Origin of the sequence: Cupriavidus consociatus (genome assembly GCF_017814975.1) — a bacterium.
Taxonomy (GTDB): Bacteria; Pseudomonadota; Gammaproteobacteria; order Burkholderiales; family Burkholderiaceae; genus Cupriavidus; species Cupriavidus consociatus.
Map to the genome: position 1 here is coordinate 193,992 of NZ_JAGIQA010000013.1, position 14,928 is coordinate 208,919.

At 69.0% G+C, this 14,928-nt stretch carries 16 protein-coding genes; 3 read left to right on the forward strand and 13 right to left on the reverse strand.

What is annotated here, in order from left to right; translation table 11 throughout:
• The 5 genes from J8I82_RS19240 to J8I82_RS19260 are packed head-to-tail and all read right to left on the reverse strand — an operon-like array spanning position 1 to position 4,945.
• Positions 1-1,287 (reverse strand): VanZ family protein, encoded by a 1,287-nt coding sequence (locus J8I82_RS19240; protein ID WP_209760305.1) that lies wholly within the window; start codon positions 1,285-1,287, stop codon positions 1-3.
• Between the two features lie 20 nt (positions 1,288-1,307).
• Positions 1,308-1,991: an ABC-type transport auxiliary lipoprotein family protein gene (locus tag J8I82_RS19245; protein WP_209760307.1), complete on the reverse strand. Its 684-nt coding sequence runs from the start codon at positions 1,989-1,991 to the stop codon at positions 1,308-1,310.
• Between the two features lie 43 nt (positions 1,992-2,034).
• Entirely contained in the window at positions 2,035-2,976 is a 942-nt protein-coding gene (locus tag J8I82_RS19250; RefSeq protein ID WP_209760309.1) for an MlaD family protein, read from the reverse strand.
• Positions 2,973-3,818, reverse strand: coding sequence for an ABC transporter ATP-binding protein (locus J8I82_RS19255; protein WP_209760311.1), 846 nt, complete (start codon positions 3,816-3,818; stop codon positions 2,973-2,975). The genes J8I82_RS19250 and J8I82_RS19255 overlap by 4 nt, the downstream gene beginning before the upstream one ends.
• Positions 3,815-4,945, reverse strand: a complete 1,131-nt coding sequence (locus J8I82_RS19260; RefSeq protein WP_209760313.1) for an MlaE family ABC transporter permease — start codon at positions 4,943-4,945, stop codon at positions 3,815-3,817. The genes J8I82_RS19255 and J8I82_RS19260 overlap by 4 nt, the downstream gene beginning before the upstream one ends.
• 257 nt (positions 4,946-5,202) lie before the next feature.
• Here J8I82_RS19260 and J8I82_RS19265 point away from each other — a divergent pair, with 257 nt between their 5' ends.
• The 3 genes from J8I82_RS19265 to J8I82_RS19275 are packed head-to-tail and all read left to right on the forward strand — an operon-like array spanning position 5,203 to position 7,211.
• The gene (locus tag J8I82_RS19265) at positions 5,203-6,084 is read left to right on the forward strand and encodes a biotin--[acetyl-CoA-carboxylase] ligase (RefSeq protein ID WP_209760315.1); all 882 of its coding nucleotides are present in this window, start codon (positions 5,203-5,205) and stop codon (positions 6,082-6,084) included.
• Entirely contained in the window at positions 6,081-6,920 is an 840-nt protein-coding gene (locus J8I82_RS19270) for a type III pantothenate kinase (protein ID WP_209760317.1), read from the forward strand. The genes J8I82_RS19265 and J8I82_RS19270 overlap by 4 nt, the downstream gene beginning before the upstream one ends.
• Positions 6,921-6,968: 48 nt before the next feature.
• Positions 6,969-7,211, forward strand: a complete 243-nt coding sequence (locus tag J8I82_RS19275; RefSeq protein ID WP_209760319.1) for a hypothetical protein — start codon at positions 6,969-6,971, stop codon at positions 7,209-7,211.
• Between the two features lie 9 nt (positions 7,212-7,220).
• On the opposite strand, the gene rfaE2 is transcribed toward J8I82_RS19275, so the two are convergent.
• From rfaE2 to J8I82_RS19315, 8 genes are all read right to left on the reverse strand, one after another.
• Positions 7,221-7,715, reverse strand: coding sequence for a D-glycero-beta-D-manno-heptose 1-phosphate adenylyltransferase (gene rfaE2, locus J8I82_RS19280; RefSeq protein WP_063239901.1), 495 nt, complete (start codon positions 7,713-7,715; stop codon positions 7,221-7,223).
• A 99-nt stretch (positions 7,716-7,814) separates the two neighbouring features.
• Positions 7,815-7,979, reverse strand: coding sequence for a hypothetical protein (locus J8I82_RS19285; protein WP_209760321.1), 165 nt, complete (start codon positions 7,977-7,979; stop codon positions 7,815-7,817).
• A 522-nt stretch (positions 7,980-8,501) separates the two neighbouring features.
• A complete protein-coding gene (locus J8I82_RS19290; RefSeq protein WP_209760323.1) occupies positions 8,502-9,365 on the reverse strand; it encodes a ferritin family protein in 864 nt (287 codons plus the stop codon).
• Between the two features lie 187 nt (positions 9,366-9,552).
• Positions 9,553-10,839 (reverse strand): patatin-like phospholipase family protein, encoded by a 1,287-nt coding sequence (locus tag J8I82_RS19295; RefSeq protein WP_431831559.1) that lies wholly within the window; start codon positions 10,837-10,839, stop codon positions 9,553-9,555.
• Positions 10,840-10,884: 45 nt separating this feature from the next.
• Positions 10,885-11,748 (reverse strand): PhaM family polyhydroxyalkanoate granule multifunctional regulatory protein, encoded by an 864-nt coding sequence (locus J8I82_RS19300; protein WP_209760325.1) that lies wholly within the window; start codon positions 11,746-11,748, stop codon positions 10,885-10,887.
• A gap of 64 nt (positions 11,749-11,812) precedes the next feature.
• The gene (locus tag J8I82_RS19305) at positions 11,813-12,649 is read right to left on the reverse strand and encodes an enoyl-CoA hydratase/isomerase family protein (protein WP_209760327.1); all 837 of its coding nucleotides are present in this window, start codon (positions 12,647-12,649) and stop codon (positions 11,813-11,815) included.
• 116 nt (positions 12,650-12,765) lie between these two features.
• Positions 12,766-13,746 carry a fumarylacetoacetate hydrolase family protein gene (locus tag J8I82_RS19310; RefSeq protein WP_209760329.1) on the reverse strand — a complete coding sequence of 327 codons (981 nt, stop codon included), beginning with the start codon at positions 13,744-13,746 and terminating at the stop codon, positions 12,766-12,768.
• A 93-nt stretch (positions 13,747-13,839) separates the two neighbouring features.
• Complete coding sequence (locus J8I82_RS19315; RefSeq protein WP_209760331.1) at positions 13,840-14,847, reverse strand: Bug family tripartite tricarboxylate transporter substrate binding protein; 1,008 nt, start codon at positions 14,845-14,847, stop codon at positions 13,840-13,842.
• Positions 14,848-14,928 lie beyond the last annotated feature (81 nt).

Consider the following 14,928-nt stretch of genomic DNA (forward strand, 5'->3'; position numbering starts at 1 on the left):
TCACGGTTCCTGCGTACCGGCAGCCGTTGACTCGCGGCGCGCCGCGGCCTTCTTCATGGCATGGCGGCGCAGGCTGACCTGCTCGAAGCGCCAGATCACATAGCAGAACGCCAGGAACGGCCATAGCCACCCCAGCCATTGCGCCAGGCTGTTGAAGTGGATGAAGCGTCCCATGCGCCAGCCCTGCTCGGAAATCCACGCGTAAGGATTCGACGGCAGCACGTTGGTCAGCACCACCAGCGCGAGCAGCGCCACCATTGCCAGCACCGCGCGCACCCAGCGCGGCAGGTACAGCAGCAGCGCCAGCACCAGCGAGCTGGTCAGCAGCGCGAAGCGGCCGCCTTCGGACAGCCAGTTGAAGGCGCTGTCGGCGGGGAACTGCAATTCAGCCGCGGTGGCCTTGATCAGCAGCGCGGCAGCCAGCATGCCGGCCAGGATGCGCAGCATCGGCGCGTTGCGGCGCATGGCGATCGAGGCAAACAAGCCGGTGCCGACCCAGCTGCTGGCGGTCACCAGCGATTCCAGCAGTTGCACGCTCTGCATGTCCTCGGGCCGCAGGCCGATGTGGACCTGCCACGCCTCCAGCTGCGGGAACAGCATCTGCAGCACCTGCATCGGCCAGGATTCGGGATCGGTCAGCCATTCGCGCACGATGCCGCCCATGCCGAACAGGTGCTCCTGCGGGAAGATCTGCGCGAACGGCCACAGCATCAGCAGGATGATGGCAAAGCTGGCATGCGGCTCGAACCAGGCATGGCGCAGCCGCGTGAGCCGGCCGTCGTCGATCAGCGCATGCGTGAACGGCGCCACCACCGCGCCGCCCAGCAGCGCTCCCAGCGCGTTGGTGATCAGGTCGATGTTGGACGAGATCCGGTTCGGCAGCCAGGTCTGGAAGGCTTCCATGCAGGCCGACAGCAAGGCGCCGGCGCACAGCGCCACCAGCGTCGCGCGCCCGCCCGACATGCGCGGATGCAGCGACAGCACGACCAGCGCCCCGAAAGGGACATAGCCGATGATATTGGTCAGCAGGTCGAAGTCGGTGATATAGCGCGGCTTGGGCGCGGAGACAAAGGCGAACGGCGAGATGCCGTTGTCGACCCAGCCGGAGAACGGGTAGAGGCTGGCATACACCACCAGCAGCGTGAAGCAAAGCAGCCCCACGCGGGCCAGCGGCGAATACTGCGGGCCGGAGGGTTCGGTCATGGTCGATACCGCCGCCGGTTGCGCCACCGGTTGCGTGGCTGGGGCCGGGGGCGGTGCGGAGGGCGGCGGGGCAGCCGGCTCCATGGCAAATCTCCTTGTCTGTCTTACTTTAGCGGTAGCGTGGCGGTCCAGTCGAGCAGCGCGGCGATGGCGGCGTCGCTGGCTTCGGCCAGCGCCCTGACCCCGCCGGCGCCGTCGGCGCTGGGCGCGGGCCGGCGCACCTCGAAGGTCTGCTGGCCGAGCTGGCCGCGGTGGAACACTGTCGCGCGCAGCCGCACTACGCCCTGGCTGGTGGTGGCGCTGTCGAATACCTGCTCGAATGCCAGCAGGTCGACCTTCAGCCCCGGCACGCTGGTGTCGCCGGACCAGGCCAACCCGCCGCGCGCCGACACCGACTCGCGCAGGCGCTCGTCGAACAGGCGCGTCGGCGACATCACCCAGCGCTGCGTGGCATAGGGTTGCAGCCGCTGCGCCTGCGCGTACAGCAGGCGATAGTAGAGCGCATTGCCTTCGAGCCAGTCGGGGCCGTCGGTCTGCGATACGCGCAGCCTGGGCAGCGGCGCGGGCGCAGCGCTGGCAGCGTTGCCCGCCGTGCCGGCCAGGGCGGCGGACGGCCCCAGGTCATACGTGACGGTCGGCGTGCCGCGCGACAGCGCGCAGCCGGACAGCACCAGCGCGGCGCCGGCCAACGCAAGCAGCGTGGCGGCAGTGCGGGTGCGGCGGGTCCGGCGTGAATTCTCGGTGGCAGGGATCACGGCGAGGCCTCGGCAGTTGTCGTTCTCTGGCATGGCGATGGGGCGTCGTTATTTCGTCGTCGCGTCGTCGGTGACATCAGGGCGTGCTGAAGCCCGGCTCGCCTGGCCCCGGCGCGGGCGCCGGCGCACCGAACAGCACGCTGGTCGGGCTGTCGTTGAACTGGCCGGCGGCACGCTCGAAGCTGCGCGCGGTCTGGCGGGCATCACGCGCCAGACCGTTGAGCTGCGGCAAGGTTTCCTGGTTGAAGTTGCCGGCCGCGGTCTGCACCGACGCCGCCGCACCCTGCAGGTCCTGCCCGACACTGTCGACCGTGCGCAGCACCGTGCCGTTGGGGCTGGCCAGCTCCTGCGTCAGGCGCCGCGTCGATTCCAGCGTGGCGTTGAGGTTCTCGGCCACGCGCGGCAGGCGGCTGGCGGCCGGCGCCAGCGAGTCCGACAGCTTCGAGTAATCCTCGGCGGTCTTGCGCACCGAGCGGATCGCGGCCATCAGTTCATTGCGGTTGGCGGTCTGGAACATGTCGTTGAGCGAGGCCATCAGCGTTTCGGCCTGCGTCAGCAGCGTATCGCCGCGCTTTTCCAGCTCTTCGAAGAAGCCCGGGCGCATGGCGATGCGGGCCACCGCCTTGGGCGAGGTGCGAAGCGGCGGCGAGGCTTCGGCGCCTGCATGCGCGGCAGTGTCGTCCAGCTGCACGTAGGCGATGCCGGTCACGCCCTGGAAGCCCAGCGTGGCGTAGGTGGTGCGCGTGATCGGCGTGTCCTGGTTGACGCTGATGCGCACGATGATCTGGCCCGGCACCTGCGGATCGAACTTGATCGACTCTACCTTGCCAACCGCCAGCCCACGGTACTTGACGTCCGCCTGCGGCCCGAGCCCGTTGACGGTGGAACGCGTGATCAGGTCGTATGGCACGCGCACGGCGTGGTCGCTGCTGAACCAGAACAGCGCGAACAGCACCAGCACGGCCAGGCCGATGGTGAACACGCCGGCAAGGAACGCGTATGACTTGTTTTCCATCATGCTTCTCCGGGGGGCGCCGCGGGTTGCCGTGCCTGCGGCAGCGCCTGCAAGGCGCGCTGGGCGCGTTCGCCCAGGAAATATTCGCGGACGAAGGGGTGGTCCACCTTGACCACTTCAGGGATCGGCGCGGCGACGATGACCTTGTGGTCGGCCAGCACCGCGACGCGGTCGGACAGCGCCACCAGCGTGTCGAGGTCGTGCGTGATCATCACTACCGTGAGGCCCAGCTCGCGCCGAAGTTCCCGGATCAGCGCGACGTAGTCGTCCGACGCCATTGGGTCCAGTCCGGCGGTGGGCTCGTCCAGGAACAGCAGTTCCGGCTCCAGTGACAGCGCGCGTGCCAGCGCCACGCGCTTGATCATGCCGCCGGACAGGTCCGACGGCATCTTGTCCGCATCGCGCGCCGACAGGCCCACCAGCTGCAGCTTGAGCAGCGCTGCCCGGCAGATCAGATTGTCCGGCAGCGCGCGCAGCTCGCGCAGCGGCAGCGCGATATTGTCGATCACCGACAGCGCCGAGAACAGCGCACCGCGCTGGAACTGCAGTCCCCAGCGGTTGCGCAGCGCCTGCAGCTGCGCCGGGCGCAATTTGGCCGGGTCTTCGCCGAACACCTTGATGCAGCCAGAGGTCGGCCGCTCCAGCCCCACGATCTGGCGCAGCAGCACGGTCTTGCCGCTGCCCGAGCCGCCCACGATCGACAGCACCTCGCCGCGCCATACGTCCAGGTCGACGTGGTCGTGCACCACAGCCTTGCCGAAGCGCTTGACCAGGTTGCGCACCTCGATCACCGCGGTACGCTGCGCCGGCGCGGGTGGCGCTGCCGCTTCCGTTGGCGCGCTCATATCCCCACGTCCTTGAACAGGATGGCAAACACCGCATCGGCCAGGATCACGATGGTGATGGAGGTCACCACCGACGCCGTGGTGCCTTCGCCCAGGCTTTGCGTGTTGGGCTTGATACGCAGCCCGAAGTGGCACGCCGTCAGCGCGATCAGGATGCCGAACGCCACGCCCTTGCCCAGCCCCAGCCACAGGTTGGCCACCGGCACCGCGTCGGGCAGCTCGCGCAGGAAGAACGCGGCGCTGATGCCGAGCTGCATGCGCGCTGCCACCATGCCGCCGGCCAGCGCCATCACGTCGGTCCACGCCACCAGCAGCGGCATCGAAACGGCCAGTGCGATCACGCGCGGCATGATCAGCCGGAAGCCGTGCGAGATTCCCATCACGCGCATGGCATCGAGTTCCTCGGTGACGCGCATCACGCCGATCTGCGCGGTGATGGCCGAGCCAGACCGGCCCGCGATCAGGATCGCCGCCAGCACCGGCCCGAGCTCGCGGATCACCGCCATGCCGAGGATATTGACGATAAACGTGCTGGCGCCGAACACGCGCAGCTGGTTCGCCGAGAGGTACGACAGCACGATGCCGATCAGGAACCCGACCAGCGCGGTGATGCCAAGCGCCTTGTAGCCGACGTTGTAGATGTTGGCCGAGACCTCGCGCCAGGGGCCGCGCTGCGGCATGCGCGCGAAGCGCAGCAGGTCGAACGCCAGCTGCCCGAGCATGGTGATGCCGATGGACAACTGCACGCCGAATGACAGCACGTTGGCGCCAAACAGCGTCACCGGGTTGAAGCGGTCCACCATGTGCTTCTTCCAGCCTTCGTCCTGCACCGCCGCGATGCGCTCGAACACACGGCGCTGGCCCTCGCTGGCCTCGATCTGCTGCGGCATCTTGCCGTCCCACGCCTGCCACAGCAGCTGTCCGCCGATATGGTCCAGCCGCTGCACCTCGGCCAGCGACCATTGCGCGTGCTCCGGCTCCTGCGCCAGGTCGTGCAACTGCGCGCGCAGATGGCGTGCCTGGTGGCAGCCGGCCAGCGCGAGCGCGGTCCAGTCGCCACGCAGCGCGACGCTGACGGTCCCGTCCCCGCGCGTGATATGGAAGTCTGGCGTCGTCTGGCGTTCCAAGGGCTAGCGATGTGATGGCCGAGTCCCGATTCTAAGCCACCCGCCCGGCTGGCGCGACCGCGGCCATGCACGGCAGGGGCGGGCACGGAGCAAGCGCGCGACGCGGCTACAATGCGGCAGTCGGGCAGGCGCCATGCCTGCCAGTCTTTGCACCACCTTTGCACCACCTTTGCACCACCTTTGCACCACCTTTGCACCACCTTTGCACCACCTTTGCACCACCTTTGCATCGCCGATTGCCACCAGCGCAGCTTCCCATGCCAGACGCCCCTGACAGCTCTCTTCCGCCCGCACCGGGCCCGTCCGCTCCCTGGCGCATCGACCCCGCCGCCCTGCGTGCCGCGCTGTCGCCGGCACTGCACGACTGGACGCTGGAACTGGTCGAAGAAACCGGCTCGACCAATGCCGACCTGACCGCCGCGTGCCGCCACGCACCCTGGTCGGATGCCGGCCGCCTGCGCCTGGCCTACCGCCAGACCGCCGGGCGCGGGCGCCTGGGACGGCCGTGGCAGGGACAGGCGGGCATGACCTTCTCGGTGGCGCTGCCGCTCGCGCTGGCGCCGGCACAACTCACCGGCCTGAGCCTGGCGGTGGGGCTGGCGCTGGCCGAGGCGCTCGGCGATGTCGAAGCGCGCCTGGGCGCCCGCGTCCGCCTGAAATGGCCGAATGACCTGCAGATCGACGGCCGCAAGCTGGCCGGGATCCTGATCGAATCGGTGCGCGCCGGGCAGAACCGGATCTGGGCCGTCATCGGCATCGGCCTGAACCTGGTGCGCGATGCGCAGATGGAAGCCGCGCTGGGCCGCGAGCTGGCCGGCGTGGCCGAGGCCGTGCCGGGCTTCGACGCAAGCCGCGACGCAGCGCGCGTGCTGGCCGCGGTGCTGGAGCGGCTGGCATCGATGCGCACCGCGTTCCTGGCCCATGGCTTCGGGCCGATGGCGCGGCGCTGGTCCGCCGCCGATGCCTACCGCGACCAGCCGGTGCGGCTGCTGCACGACGGCAAGGTGATCGCAGAGGGCATGGCGCGCGGCGTCGACGAGGCCGGCCAGCTGCTGCTGGAAACGCCAGCAGGACTGGAGCCCATTGCCAGCGGCGAGCTGTCGCTGCGTCCCGCGCCGGGCCAGGAGGATGGCGCATGAGCGTGCCGCAGCTGCTGATCGACATCGGCAACACGCGCCTGAAGTGGGCGTGGTGCGAGGCCGGCGCGCCGCTGCCGGCCGGGACGGGTTTGCCCACGCCGTGGCAGCATGGCGGCGCGGTCGCGCATGCCGATGAACACGCGCTGAAGACCCTGGCCGCCGACCTGCGCGCGCTGCGCGGCAGCGGCCCCATGCCGGCGGTCTGGATCACCAACGTCGCCGGCCCGGTGATCGCCGCCGCCGTGGATGCGGCGCTGGCCGACGCCTTCGGCGGCTGTGCGACGGTGCAGTGGGTGCGCAGCAGCGCGGCGCATGGCAACCTGGCCAACGGCTACCGCGAGCCCACGCAGCTGGGTGTCGACCGCTGGGTCGGCGCCATCGGCGCGCACCGCTGGCTGCCGCATGACACGCTGCTGGTCGTGACCGCTGGCACCGCGACCACGCTCGATATCGTCACCGTCGGCGCGGATGGCCGCGCGCGCTTCGAGGGCGGCCTGATCCTGCCGGGGCTGGCGCTGATGCTGGGCACGCTGGCGCGCAATACCGCGCAGCTGCCGGCACTGGAGGTGGATCAGGTGGAAGAGGCCGGCACCGTGGCCCGCGCGCACCTGCGCTGGGCCGACAACACCCACGATGCCATTGCCGCCGGCTGCCTGGCCGCGCAGGCGGGCGCGATCGAACGCACCTGGCGCGCGCTCGGCGAACGCGGGCCGACGCGCTGCCTGCTGTCTGGCGGCGCACGCAGCGCGCTGGCCGGCGCGCTCGCGGTGCCCTTCGAGATGCACGATAATCTGGTGCTGCTCGGCCTGCATGCGATGGCGTCGGCCGAGGCCTAGCGGCCATCGCCCTCACCACGCCGTCCCGCACGCTTCCACAGCCGTTCCATGTCCGCCCCGCTGCGCATCGCCCTGCTGTCGCTGTTGCTCGCCAACGTCTTGCTCGTGGCCGCGCTGGCGGGCCTGTTTGGCGCGAATCCGTTGGGCGGATGGTTCGGCACGCCGCGCGAGCCGCACCGGCTCGGGCAGCAGGTGCGCGCCGAGCGCATGCAGCTGCTGCCGCCGGCTGCACCGTCTGCGGCCGACGCCGCGCCGCGCGGCACCTTGCCGGTGGCCCGGCGCCAGGGCTGAGCGCACGGCTCAGCCGGCCTGACGCACCTTGGTCAGCAGCTTGGTGGTGGAGCGGTCGTGCAGGAAGGGGATGGCATAGGCCTGGCCGCCCCAGCTGCGCACCAGCCGGGTTTCCTCCAGCGTATCGATGTCATAGTCGCCGCCCTTGACGTAGATGTCGGGGCGCACCAGCCGGATCAGCTCGACCGGCGTCTGCTCGCGGAACATCGCCACCAGGTCGACCGACGCCAGCGCGGCCAGCAGCGCCATGCGGTCGGATTCATGGTTAAGCGGGCGATCGTCGCCCTTGCCGAGCATCTTGACCGAGGCATCGCTGTTGACGCCGACCACCAGGCTCGCGCCCAGCGCGCGCGCCTGCGCCAGGTAGGTGGCATGGCCGCGGTGCAGGATATCGAAGACGCCGTTGGTGAACACCAGCGGGCGCGGCAGCGCGGCGATGCGCGCAGCCAGTTCGGCGGGGTTGTCGGCGGGAGTCAGCTTGGATTCGAAGGCGGGTACGGACATGGGTCAGGGATCGGATGGTGGAGGCCGGCGCTGGCGGCGCCGGCACGCTTGTCCGAATGGTACCCCGTCCGCTGGGGTTCGCCGTCCGTTCAGCGCTGCTTACCCGACCAACGCCACTGCCGCGTCGTTGGCGGGCAGCGGCACCGTGGCGGCGGCAATGCCGCGCATGACCGAGACCAGTGCCTCGCGTACCGCGTCGACATGGGCCGCCCCGGCGCGGCCGCCCAGGTACAGCAGGCTGACGTCGGCCACGATGTGACGCAATCTTTACCCCTGCCAGGACGTTGCCGCGCGCCGTCGTCGCTGGCCTCATGCCCGTACATTGCGGGAGCGCGGCGAGGGCGCGCCGGGGATTCCTGTGGCACCCTGCCGGCGAGGCCGGGCAGCGCTGTGGATAATCGCCAGCCGCGACTGGCGGATTTTCGGGGGATGTTATCGGAATTACAGTCCATTATAAAATGATTTGCGCTAATAACTAAAGGCCCGTCAATAACACATGAAGCTAGAAATATAATCGCGCCAAGTGATTTAAGTATTTTATTTCGGAATTAAGAAGTTTCGAAATGGCGCGCCACGACTGGCAATACGGCCAATGCGAGTGTGTGCGTCCGGATAAACGGGGGATTTTCCTGCGATGTAGTAACCGGATACCACCCGGCCTTCCCGGAAATCTGGCAGGTGCCGGTGCGGACTACCGGATATCCGGGAATTGGCGGCATTGGCGCATCAATAAAAAAACCCCGCCGCAGCGGGGTTTTTGTCGGGGGCTGGCAGCGAGCCGCCGGATCAGGCCTGTGCCGGCTGGGCGCCGCCGGCGCCGGGCAGGCGGGCGTTCAGTTCCTTGCGGTAGCGGTTCAGGTCCTGCACCGATTCAAAGGTGCGTTCGAACAGCAGCGACATATTGTGCAGGATCCGTTCGATGACCTTCTTCTCCCAGCCTTCGTCGAAGCGGATCTGCTCGTCCAGCCATTTTTCCAGCCAGTCCGGATCGGGCAGGCGCGACTGCACGGTGTCGTTGGGGAACAGCGCCTTGTTGACGTGCAGGTTGGTCGGGTGCAGCGGCTTTTCGGTGCGGCGCGCCGATGCCATCAGCACGCCGATCTTGGCGAACGCGGCGCGCGCGTTGTCGCCGAATTGCGCCAGGTACTTCTTCATGTAGCGCAGGTACGCGCCGCCGTGGCGGGCTTCATCCTGCGACAGGGTGCGGTAGATATGCTTGATCACCGGTTCCGAGTGCCATTCGGCGGCGCGGCGGTACCAGTGGTTCAGGCGGATCTCGCCGCAGAAATGCAGCATCAGCGTTTCCAGCGGCGGGGCCGGGTCGAACTCGAAGCGCACGGCATGCAGTTCTTCCTCGGTCGGCACCAGGTCCGGGCGGAAGCGGCGCAGGTACTCCATCAGCACCAGCGAGTGCTTCTGCTCCTCGAAGAACCAGATGCTCATGAACGCCGAAAAGTCGGAATCGTGGCGGTTGTCGCGCAGGAACATCTCGGTCGCCGGCAGGGCGGACCATTCCGTGATCGCGTTCATGCGAATGGTCCTGGCCTGGTCGTCCGTCAGCAGGCTGGCGTCGAAGCTATCCCAGGGGATGTCCTTGTCCATGTGCCAGCGGACGGCTTCCAACGATTTGAACAGTTCGGGGTAGAGCATGGTAAGCCTTTGAAATTACGGGCAGATTCTACCAGATGCGAATTATTCTCTTCTCCTTTTTTAGGGCGCATGGGGACAAATGCAACGACTTTTGCGAAGGTCTGGCGCAGCCAACTGCATATTGCGGGCGATCAGCGGCGCGCCGGGCGGCCCAGGTGCCAGCCACGCCGCCTGGCGGGCCGGACGCTCAGGGCGAGACCGCGCTCTCCGGCATGGCGGCGGGTGCGGTACCCGGCACTATGCCGTACAGGAACGCAGCCAGTTCGGCGGCCTGCGCTTCGGCGTCGCGCTCGCCCAGCGCCATCAGCGCCCGCGTGAACTCGGGCTCGAACAGCAGGTAGCTGGCGAAGGCGGCCCCGCGCGCCTCGGTACCGCCCAGCGGCGCCAGCAGCGCGCGCACGGTGCGCGGCAGCTGCTTCTGGTGTTCGGCGGCGAGCGCCTCGATCGGCTCGCTGGGCGCGATCGTCATGACCTGCACCGGGCGCCAGCCTTCGCGGTCGCCGGCGATCTCGGGCATGCGCGCCAGCAGACGGTTGATATGCAGCAGCCGCTCCAGGTCGGCATTGAGGCCGTCCAGGAAGATGCTGGCCAGCGCCTGGCCGCCCACTTGCGCCAGCGACGGGTAGCCGCCGGCGGGCACGGTGTCGAACCAGCCCGAGCGCTGGCGCGAGGCCGCGCCGATCGCCAGGATGCGTGACGCGCCCAGGTGGATCGCCGGCGACAGCGGCGACATCTGCCGCATGGTGCCGTCGCCGAACCACTCGTGATGGCCGTCGATCTCGAGCGGAACCGACGGGAACAGGAACGGTATCGACGCAGAGGCCAGCAGGTGGTCCACCGTGATCGGCGCCGGCACCGCGATGCGCTGGCTGCGGTGCCACGGATGGATGCGGTGGTGCGACTGGTAGAAGGTGACGTGGCGGCCGGTGCTGTAGGACAGGGCGGTGACCGCGAACGCTTGCAGCGCGCCGCTGTCCAGGCTGTCCTGCACCCGCGTGGGATCGAACAGCTCGCCCAGCATGCTGCCCAGCGGCGTGTTGTCGAACAGCGCGCGCGGCGCCTTGCGCTGCGTGGCCCAGCCCAGCGCCAGCGTCGACAGCCAGCGCGCCCCTGACACGCCCACGCGCAGCACATCGGTGCGGTAGACGTCGTCGGCATGGATGCCGTGCCACAGCGCGCCCAGGCTTTGCGTGGCGGCCTGGAAATCGCTGGCCTGGACGGCCAGCCCGGCACCGTTGATCGCGCCAGCCGAGGTGCCGGCGATGATGCCGAACGGCAGCCCGCCATGCCCCTTGCCGTGTCGCGCGGCGATGCGCGCCAGCCCGCACAGCACGCCGGCCTGGTAGGCGGCGCGCGCGCCGCCGCCCATCATGATCAGTGCGGTGGCGGCGGGATTGGGGCCGTTAGGGGCGCCAGGGATGCTACGGCCGTTGTGCGGGGCGGGCTGGTGTCCTGGCAAGGGATCGCGGTGCATGGCGAGGGCGCGGCGTAGCGACAGGTCAGGCGGTGCGGTGATCCGTCATTCGTTGCCGCCGTTGCCGTCCTTGCCTGCGTTGTTGCCGTTGGGCGTGGCGCCGGCCGTCTTGCCGGCAGCGGGCTTCTTTGCCGCAGGCTTCTTCGCAGCGGGCTTGGCCGCGGATTTGGCCCCGGACTTGGCCGCGCTCGTGGCGCCGCTCTTTGCCGTGGCACTCGCCCTGGCGCCGTTGCCGTTGCCTGCGGTCTTGCGTGGCGTGGCCTTGGCGGCGGGCATGGCACCGGCGTCCGGCGCGGCACCCGGCTGTGCCGGCATGCCGCCGGCACCGAAGGCGCCCATGTTGAACGGCGCGATGCTGGCCGCGGCGGCACTGCTGGCGATCTGGTTGAACTGATGCTGCAGCAGGTCCCACCACAGCGCGGCCTTGGGTGCGGCCTCGGGTGCCGCGTCTGGCGCTGCCTCGGCCGACGGCTCGGGAGCCGGCTCCGGCTCGGCGCCAGGCTGCGCCGCGTGCGCTTCTTCGTGCAGCCCTCTGGTGCCAGTACCGGTGTCGGCGCCAGCGCGCTGCGGCGGCGCCGCGCTGGGCGCATTGGCGGCACGCGCCACGTTTTCCATTGCCGACTGCATGGCGTCGGGCGAGAGCGCGTTGCCGAAGGTCTGCAGCGCCACCAGCGTGGCGCGCTGCACCTCCAGGCCCTGGATCGTGGTGCGCAGCAGGTTGGTGTTCAACTGCAGCCAGCTTTCCACCGCCTTGAGGTCGGCGATGCGCTTGTCGAGGTCGTCCAGGTCCATCGGCGGCGTCATCGCCTGCAGCCCGGGCATCAGGCCGCCGGGTATGCCGGCGCTGCCACCCCACAGTCGGCGCATGAAGTCGAAGCCGTTGGTGAAATCGGGAATCTGTCCGAACATGATCGCGTGCTCCGTGTGCGGCGCAGCCCCGCGCCCGGATGCGGGCCGCGCGGCTGCGTCGTCGTTACCTGAATTGTGGCGGCCGCTTCTGGCGCAGGCTCGCCATGCCTTCGTGCACGTCGGGACCGGCAAAGCCCATGAATTCGAGCGCCAGCGAGGTATCGAAAGCGGGACCGGCCATGCGCAGCCAGTTGTTGAGGGCGTACTTGGTCCAGCGGATCGCTGTCTGCGACCCCGCCGCCAGCCGGTTGGCCACCTCGAAGGCGCGCGTCACCAGTTCGTCCTCTTCCACCGCCAGCGAGACCAGGCCGATCCGCTCGGCCTCTTCGCCGCTGACCGACTCGCACAGCATCAGATAGTACTTGGCCTTGGCCATTCCGCACAGCAGCGGCCACACGATCGCGGCATGGTCGCCCGCCGCTACGCCCAGCCGGGTATGGCCGTCGACGATGCGCGCGGTCTTCGCGGCGATCGAGATATCGGCCAGCAGCCCCGCCACCAGACCGGCGCCAACGGCCGGGCCGTGCATCGCCGAGACCACCGGCTTGTCGCAGTTGATGACGTTGTAGACCAGATCGCGCGCTTCGTGCCACACGCGCGTGCGGGTCTCGAAATCGTTGGCCATGTCTTCCACCAGCGCCAGGTCGCCGCCCGCGGAGAAGCCCTTGCCTTCGCCGCGGATCAGCGCCACGCGGATGTCGGGATCGGCGGAGACGTCGCGCCAGATCTCGGCCAGCTCGCGGTGCATGCTGGCGTCTGCGGTGGCCAGCTTCTGGTTGGCCGACTGCGCCGCGCCCATGATGATCTCGAGGATCGGGCCGTGGCGGCGCAGCGTCAGTGCGCGGTAGCGCGCGTAGCGTTCGGAAAGTTCAGTGGAAGACGCGTCGTTGGGGGCAGTCATGGGTGGCCTGTCAGGTAAGTGGCGCAGCCGCGCCGGGTGCATCGTGGATTTACCAACCGATCGGTCGGTAAATTATATGCACATCCGGCGGACCGTTGCCGACAGGCGCGGCCGGCTCAGGGCGCGGCCACCAGCTGGTCGATCGCGCCGAACACCGAATGTCCCTGCGCGTCGAACATCTCGATCTTGACCGCGTCGCCGAACTTCATGAATTCGGTACTCGGCTTGCCATCGTCGATGGTCTCCAGCATGCGTTTCTCGGCGATGCAGCAGTAGCCCTTCTTGCGGTCGACATTGGAAATCGTGCCCGAGCCGACGATGCTGCCGGCGCGCACGTTGCGCGTCTTGCAGACATGCGCGATCAGCTGGCCGAAGTCGAACACCATGTCGGTGCCGCAGTCGGGCTGGCCCACCTTCTTGCTGTTCCAGTGCACCGTCATTGGCAGGTGCACCTTGCGCTCGCGCCAGGCTTCGCCCAGCTCGTCGGGCGTGACGGCGACCGGCGAGAAGGCGGTGGCCGGCTTGCTCTGGAAGAAGCCGAAGCCCTTGCCCAGCTCGGCCGGGATCAGGTTGCGCAGCGAGACGTCGTTGGCCAGCAGCACCAGGCGGATGGCGTCGCCGGCCTGCTCGGGCGTGGCGCCCATCTTCACGTCGCCGGTGATGACCGCGACCTCGGCCTCGAAGTCGATGCCGAAGGCTTCGCTGGCGCACACGATGTCGTCCTGCGGGCCGAGGAAGTCGTCCGATCCGCCCTGGTACATCAGCGGGTCGGTCCAGAACTCGGGCGGCATTTCGGCGCCGCGCGCCTTGCGCACCAGCTCGACGTGGTTGACGTAGGCCGAGCCATCGGCCCACTGGTAGGCGCGCGGCAGCGGCGCCATGCAGTCCTTGGGATGGAATGCGAACGGATGGCGCGCGCGGCCGGCGTTGAGCGCCTCGTACAGGTCCTGCAGCTGCGGCGCGTAGAAGTGCCAGTCATCCAGCACGGTCTGCAGCTTGCCGGCGATGTCGGTGGCGAAGTGGGCTTGCTTCAGGTCGCGCGACACGACCGCCAGCTGGCCGTCGCGCGAACCGTCCTTCAGGGTTGCGAGTTTCATGAGATGCGATGCGGTAGAAAGCGGGGCGTCCGCGCGGCGGACGCAGCGCCCGCTAGTCTACCGCGCCGCGCTGCGCGCCCCTGTGCGGAGGGCTTAGTCGACCGTGATGCCCTTGGCCTTGATCAGCCTGCCCCAGCGGTCGGCTTCGGCGCGCGCGTAGGCTGCGAATTCTTCAGGCGTGCTCGACACCGCCTCGACCCCGACGCCTTCCAGCCTCTTCTGCACCTCGGGCGACTTCAGCGCCTTGACCAGCTCGGCGTTCAGCCGCGTGACCACTGCCTTGGGCGTGCCCGCCGGCGCCACCATGCCCTGCCAGGCGTAGGCCTCGAAGTTGCTCACGCCGCCTTCGGCCACTGTCGGCACGCCGGGCAGCACGGCCAGCCGCCTGGGCGTGGCTACGCCCAGCGCGCGCAGCTTGCCGGCGCTCACGTTCTGCTGGCCCGAGGCCAGGTCCAGGAACATCAGGTCGACCTGGCCGGCAAGCAGGTCCTGCACCGCCGGCGCCGCGCCCTTGTAGGGCACGTGCGTCATCTTGACCTTGGCCTGGTCCATGAACAGCTCCATGGCCAGGTGGTGCGGGCTGCCTGCACCGGGCGAGGCGAAGTTGACCTTGCCGGGGTTCTTCTGCGCGTACTCGATGACTTCCTTCAGCGTGTGTGCCGGGAACTTGGGGGTGGCTACCAGCACCAGCGGGAAACGCGCCAGCTGGCCGATATAGACGAAGTCCTTCTCGGGGTTGTACGGCAGCTTCTTGTACAGCGACGGATTGGCGGCGAGCGTGGCGGTGTCGGCGGTCAGCACGGTGTAGCCATCGGGCTTGGCGTGCGCGACGGCATCGGCGCCGACGATGGTGGCCGCACCCGGGCGGTTGTCGATCACCACTTGCTTGCCCAGCCCCGGCGTGATTGCCTGCGCGACGGTGCGTGCCACCACGTCCGTGCCGCCGCCGGCCGGGTAAGGCACGACCCAGCGGATCGGCTGGGCGGGCCAGTCATCGGCGTGCGCGGGCGCGCTGGCGGTGAACAGGGCGCCGGCGGCTGCCATGGCGGCGAACATGAAATGGGCATGGCGACGCCCAAAGAAGGGACGCAGGGGGCGCATCGGTAGTCTCCGTGTTAAAAAGGGGCCCGGCTTGGCAGGCATCGACACGTGCGCCGCCGGGTCTGTTGCGAAGGAAGTCTA